Source organism: Streptomyces sp. NPDC001980 (genome assembly GCF_040296885.1).
GTDB lineage: Bacteria > Actinomycetota > Actinomycetes > Streptomycetales > Streptomycetaceae > Streptomyces.
This window is the reverse complement of record NZ_JBEOYD010000101.1, coordinates 1-3,846: the sequence shown is the minus strand read 5'-3', so window position 1 is coordinate 3,846 and position 3,846 is coordinate 1. Positions and strand designations below refer to the sequence as shown.

Genomic DNA, 3,846 nt, shown 5'->3' with positions numbered 1-3,846 from the left:
ACCGGGAGCTCACCCAACGGCTGCTGCGGACGTAGGAGGCTGCAGGCTCCCGCCGGAAAACGGCGGGGGCTCACGCCGTTCCCTCCCCGGCCCGGCACCGCTGCTTCCGACGGCCGCCGCCGGTCGTCCGGAACTCGACGGCGGCCGCCCGGGCTCCCCACACGCCGCTCCCCCCTTTTTATTTGGGCGCGCGCGAACGGGAGCCGGGTGCCCCACGTCGGACCGTGCAGCGGCATGCGGGAAGGTCACCGCGCCGGTCTCGCGACGAGGGGAAGTGGACGAGCTGAAACACAGGGGCAGCCGACCGCGGTGGGCCATGAGAGTCGGCTGTTCTGCGAAGGCTGAGAATTCGATCCTTGCCCGGGTTCGGGGGCACGGGCGGCCAACGGGCTGCCGAACGGTGTGCCTTCCGCGGAAACCTGTGGCACGGCGGAATGCCGCAAGCCTAGGTGTATTTCCTCCGGATGAGAACCTTTCGGAGACGTTCCCGTCGTGGCGCCCACCGCGCGCCACGGCAGTAGGCTCGGCGTGCGGTCGCCCTTGGCCCTGGCCCTCTCCGTGCAGTCCGTTCGGCGCAACAGAGGCTCTGCGCGCGGTGAAGCTCCAACCCGGACAGAGGAGATGACGCGCATGTGCGCTCATCCCGAACCGCCTGAGCCTTTCCCTACGCCCGAACTGTTCGACGAATGCCGGATGGTGAGCGCCCGCGGCGAGCTGGACCTGACCACCGTGGCACCCCTGGTGCACGCTCTGGAGGGCGCCCGCAGGGGACGCGGGCGTGTCTTCCTCATCGTCGATCTCCGTGAGGTGACCTTCGCGGACGGAAGCATCCTGGGACCGCTGTGCGAGGCGTGGGACGACTGCCGGCGCCGGCAGGGCTGGGTCCGCGTCGTCCACTGCAACCGGGGTATCGACCTCGTCCTGCTGGGCGGCGGCGTGCTGGGCCGCTTCCCCGCCTACGCCAGCGCCCAGGACGCCTGGCGCGGAACGCCCGCGGCGGCGGGATGAGTGTCTCCACCGCGCTGATGCCGGGTACGGGACGAACCGGACCGGCTCCGCTCGGTCACCGGGGGTGGGCAACCCGTGAAGGGTCGGACCGCCTGCACGGCCGTGGCACGCACGGGCGGTCTTCCCCGGCATACCCTTCAGAAAGGGGGGGCGATCGGGAAACTCAGATGGGCCCGCACGGAAACGCGCCGCAGCCGCCCCCGCACCGTCCACCGAGTGTCGGGCAGCGACCGCGTCCGCGGTTCTGCCCGCCGCCCGCCAGGGAGGTCCGTATGGAGTACGAGCCCCTGCCCTCCGAGAGCCACGCCGAGGTTCGCATCGTCGCCTCGACCCCGGAGGCCGCCCGGCGTGTGGCCGAGGTCCTCCGTCACTGCTTCGCCTCGACCGAGCAGCGCAGCTACCCCGCCGGACATGGAGGAGGGACCCGGCTTCATCTCACCCTCGACACCGCCCGCACCGCGGAACCCGCACGGTCGTGGCTCGCGACGAGTGAGTCGACGGGGCAGGCGCCGGCGCACGTCGATGAGGTGTGACCCGGGTCCGTGAGTCCAGGAGGGTCCGTCGTCCCGGCCGTCGCCACACGGCCGTCAACACCTCGGAGAACGACAGACATGACGAAACTCCACGAACGCAAGAACAACCGGAAGGCGGTCCTGCGATCCCTGTACGGGGCCGTGGAGCACAACCGCCCCGAGGTCAGCGGATCCGCGCTCCGCGCCGAGCTGGGCCTGCCCGACGAGGACCTCTCCGCCGCCTGCGTCTACCTGGCCGACGAGGGCCTGATCAACGTGGACTGGACCTCGCACCGGACCCCGGCCGCCGTCTCGCTGACACACGAGGGCATTCGCCTGATGGAGGAACGGGAGGAGGCCAGGGAGGAGTCAGAGATACAGGAGTAGCTGCGAGATATATACAGGAATAGTGAGAGATGTGCAGGAGTAGGAGGACCGGTCCCGTCCGCTGCTCCGCGACCAGGAGTAGTCTGACCACACCGAGAGCTTTTCGCGCAGCGCGGTCGGCGGTGCCGTTCCCGGCGAGTGACGCGACGGGTGGCCGTTCACGCGGCGCCCGGGACGGGACCGCACGATGGGAGCCGGCACAAGGCCGGGCGCCGGCGCGTCCGCGGCCGACGCGCACACGTATCGCATGCCCATACCCCGCCTGACCCTCACCCGGGATGTCAGCCACGGCCCGCTGGACGGGGCATGGTGGCCGCGCTGCGACGCCCTGGAACTCGAACTGCCCTCGCTCGTCAGCGCGTTGGAACCGGACCTGGACGCCGAGGTACGGGTCACCGTCGACCCTGCCGAATGGCCCGGCGCCCCGCACGCGGTCATGGCCCCCGACCGGGTGATCACCGTGGAGCCGGCTGGACCCGGGGGCGAGGCGCACGTCATCACCCTGGACTGCGACACCGTGGGACGCTGGGTGCTTCTGGTGGTCCCGCCCGAGGAGTCCGCCGGAACGGCCGCCCGGCTGATGGCCGCGGTCGACGACCCCGAGAACCCGCTGACCGCCGCGCGGCTGCTGGACCTCGCCCGCACCGGTCGCCTCGGGGGCACGGCAGGGCAGCCGGAATGAGGGCCGCGGCCCGGGTGGAAGCCGGGGCGGGGCAGGCCGTCCTGCCCCGATCCTCTCGGCGCGCGACCCAGGAGCGCCGGGACTTCACGTCCGTCGAGATTCATGTGCCTTTTGGTGGTTGGAGAACCGAGGACCTGGCACTCGGTCTGTGAGCGGGCCGGATCCGCAAACCGGATCCCGTGGGGTCTGCCGGTTCGGCAAGGAGCCGCGAGCCGCACGAGACCGGCATGGCCCGCTCCGCCCGGTTGCCGCCGTGAGGACGCCCGGCGGCAATCGGCGCGGCCCGGTGGTGCCCCCGCACTCCGCGTAAGCGAGCGCAACCGGCTCATGAGTGGGCTCCGGCCTCCGCTGGGCGCGGTGTTGCCGGGTCTGACCGTGCCGCTGTCCTGAAGTCGCAGCGATCTTTCTGATGGCCGGGCTCGTTGGGATTGTGCGGGCTTCACGGCCGACCTGTGTCAGGGGTGGTACGAGGTGCGGTGTCGGCGCTGGCTGGGGGTGATGGTGGGCCAGGCCGCGTTGATCGGGCCCGCGTGGCTGGCCGGATATCAGGTGCTGGGTCCTCTGTACGGGCAGCGGGTGCTCGGTGGCGCCGGGCCGTGGGGTGTGGTCGTGTCCGCGTTCACCGTCGGTCTGATCGCCGGCGCCGTGCTCGCGCTGGTGTGGCGGCCGTCCGCGGCCGGTGTGACCGTGTGTGCCGGAACGGGCGCGCTGGCGCTGCCCCTCGCGGCGATAGCCGTGCGCATACCCCTGCCGGTGCTGGTGGCCGCCATGCTGGTGGCGGGAGCGGGGCTGGAGATCGCCATGGTCGCGTGGGCCTCGCTGTTGCAGGAGCGCATCCCCGGCGACCGGCTCGGCCGGACCCTGTCGTACTCGGCGCTCGGCCAGACCCTGCCCGTACCCGTCGCCTACCTGCTCACCGGCCCGGCCGCCGAACTCCTCGGCCTGCGCACCACGCTCGCGGCCGCCGCCGCGCTGATCACGACCGCCGCCGTACTGCCGCTGGCACTCCCGCAGGTACGCGCCCTGACCCTCGCGCCAGTCGAGAAGACCGGGCCGACGACGACGCCACTGCGCGCTGCCGCGTAACTGCCGACTTGTCGGATTCCGCCGATCGGCGGCCTTCGGCCGGATGTACTCGGTCGGCGTCGCGTTGACACGTACCGTCGCCGGACGTTGACTGGCGGGACGGCTGAGGGCCATGAAGGGCAGGGTCGACCGGGTCTCCGGGAGCCGGAAGCAGGCCGTCGGGTAGGCGGA

5 protein-coding genes are annotated in these 3,846 nt (G+C 71.8%); all 5 read left to right on the top strand.

What is annotated here, in order from left to right:
- Positions 1 to 693 precede the first annotated feature (693 nt).
- The 5 genes from ABT137_RS50835 to ABT137_RS50815 all read left to right on the top strand — a co-directional run bounded on the left by ABT137_RS50835 (position 694) and on the right by ABT137_RS50815 (position 3,675).
- Positions 694 to 1,008 (top strand): STAS domain-containing protein, encoded by a 315-nt coding sequence (locus ABT137_RS50835; protein ID WP_351720849.1) that lies wholly within the window; start codon positions 694 to 696, stop codon positions 1,006 to 1,008.
- A 272-nt stretch (positions 1,009 to 1,280) separates the two neighbouring features.
- Positions 1,281 to 1,541, top strand: a complete 261-nt coding sequence (locus ABT137_RS50830) for a hypothetical protein (RefSeq protein WP_351720846.1) — start codon at positions 1,281 to 1,283, stop codon at positions 1,539 to 1,541.
- A 78-nt stretch (positions 1,542 to 1,619) separates the two neighbouring features.
- A complete protein-coding gene (locus ABT137_RS50825) occupies positions 1,620 to 1,907 on the top strand; it encodes a hypothetical protein (RefSeq protein ID WP_351720844.1) in 288 nt (95 codons plus the stop codon).
- A gap of 247 nt (positions 1,908 to 2,154) precedes the next feature.
- Positions 2,155 to 2,589: a DUF5994 family protein gene (locus ABT137_RS50820; RefSeq protein WP_351720843.1), complete on the top strand. Its 435-nt coding sequence runs from the start codon at positions 2,155 to 2,157 to the stop codon at positions 2,587 to 2,589.
- A 471-nt stretch (positions 2,590 to 3,060) separates the two neighbouring features.
- On the top strand, positions 3,061 to 3,675 hold the full coding sequence (locus ABT137_RS50815; RefSeq protein WP_351720841.1) for an MFS transporter: 615 nt from the start codon (positions 3,061 to 3,063) through the stop codon (positions 3,673 to 3,675).
- The last annotated feature ends 171 nt before the right edge of the window (positions 3,676 to 3,846 follow it).

Bases quoted from the DNA above. Each gene is read 5' to 3' on its own strand.
- ABT137_RS50835 (WP_351720849.1), top strand. From the start codon at position 694: ATGGTGAGCGCCCGCGGCGAGCTGGACCTGACCACCGTGGCACCCCTG.
- ABT137_RS50830 (WP_351720846.1), top strand. From the start codon at position 1,281: ATGGAGTACGAGCCCCTGCCCTCCGAGAGCCACGCCGAGGTTCGCATC.
- ABT137_RS50825 (WP_351720844.1), top strand. From the start codon at position 1,620: ATGACGAAACTCCACGAACGCAAGAACAACCGGAAGGCGGTCCTGCGA.
- ABT137_RS50820 (WP_351720843.1), top strand. From the start codon at position 2,155: ATGCCCATACCCCGCCTGACCCTCACCCGGGATGTCAGCCACGGCCCG.